Source organism: Vibrio sp. 1F169, assembly GCF_041439605.1.
In the GTDB taxonomy this organism is placed as follows: domain Bacteria; phylum Pseudomonadota; class Gammaproteobacteria; order Enterobacterales; family Vibrionaceae; genus Vibrio; species Vibrio tasmaniensis_A.
In genome coordinates this window covers 1-1,410 of the sequence record NZ_JBGOOI010000166.1, presented here as the reverse complement: position 1 = coordinate 1,410, position 1,410 = coordinate 1, and the positions used below count along the sequence as shown (strand labels likewise).

2 protein-coding genes are annotated in these 1,410 nt (G+C 49.1%); both read left to right on the top strand.

What is annotated here, in order from left to right; genetic code table 11:
* The coding region (locus ACED53_RS23370) for a conjugal transfer protein TraH (RefSeq protein ID WP_371715326.1) at nt 1-961 on the top strand (961 nt) is incomplete at its 5' end.
* Between the two features lie 3 nt (nt 962-964).
* The coding region (locus tag ACED53_RS23365) for a conjugal transfer protein TraG N-terminal domain-containing protein (RefSeq protein WP_017098144.1) at nt 965-1,410 on the top strand (446 nt) is incomplete at its 3' end.

Here is a 1,410-nt window from a genome sequence, read left to right as displayed (position 1 = left end):
CGACAAATATCTCAATCAATCGGTGAACTCTTGTGAAGCCGCGCAAGCGTCCATCGGTGGACTGGCCGCCTTTGCCGCTCCTGCTACCAAAAAGCATGTCTGCGCGACGCTTGGTACACAAAACAACGCCTTCTCAGATTGGGTTCAAGGGCAGCAGAAATGTGGCGCAGGAGGCAAAGCAGCGGGTCAGCTAAAGGACGCCAAAAAGGATCCAGCCCTGAAAGACATGACCCAAACCAATCACAACGTGGTCTGGTCTGCGATCATGAATAACGCTTTTTTGTCCTCCGACAAAAATCTAGCGCAATTCATGATGAGTTTGTCAGGCTCTTACGTGTACGACAAAGACGGCAATCCGCGTTATTACCCTAGCCTTTTGACCGACAACAACAACCTCGTCAACGTGCTGCTCGAAGGGGGCAAGGCTGACGTTTATCAGTGTCGCAAAACAGGCCCAGATGCGTGCATTACCATTACCAAGCGCAATAACTTATCCATAAGTCAAACTAACGGCATACAAAACCAGATACGCAAACAACTGGAATCGATACTGCAAAAGATAGCCACCGACCAAAGACTCACGCGTCAACAAGAGGGTTTTCTGGAGCTGATTCAAACGCCGGTACTCAAGTTCTTTATTGACGACTTATCCGCCAATCAAACCCCCGATACCAGCAACTACTCGCGAATGATAGCGGTGGAGCTGCTTAATCAGTACCTCGTGAGCATGTTAAATGTTGCCCGCCAATCCTTGGCCAACACCAACAACAGCCAGGATGACATCGCCCTCATCACTCGTGATATCGATAACGCCAAACGCTTTACCGCGGGGCTGGCCGAGAACGCCATTGAGGCGCTCAACAACCGCAATCAACTGATTGACTCGCAAAGAAAGACCACGCAGCAAAGCACAAAAGAAATCAGCACGACCACCAAACCTACCCCGGCTTATGGGAACTGACCTATGATACTCGAATATTACACTTACACTTCCGGCGAAGTGGTCAACAAAGCCTTTAATGCGCTGGCCACTTTTTTTAGAACCAATACCTTTGGGGATTACTTACAGATGTGCATGATGCTGGGGCTTATCACCAGTTTGTTTATCTTCATGCTGTCACGTAACCCCAAAGACCTCATCAAATGGATGGTGGTGTTCTTTGCCGTACCCCTGTTTCTTATCAACATGAAAGCCGACATGCTCATCATTGATAAGACGCAACCGGGTAAGGCTTACAAGGTGGATAATGTCCCTTACCTCGTGGCCGTGCCTACTTACTTTTTCTCTTCTATCATGGTGGGGATGGCCGAAGGTGTGGAAGGCATTTTCACCACCTCCGACGATGAGCGTTATGGTCGTACTGGGATGTTGTTTGGCTCGGAGCTGTATCAGCTCTCAAGACAATCCAG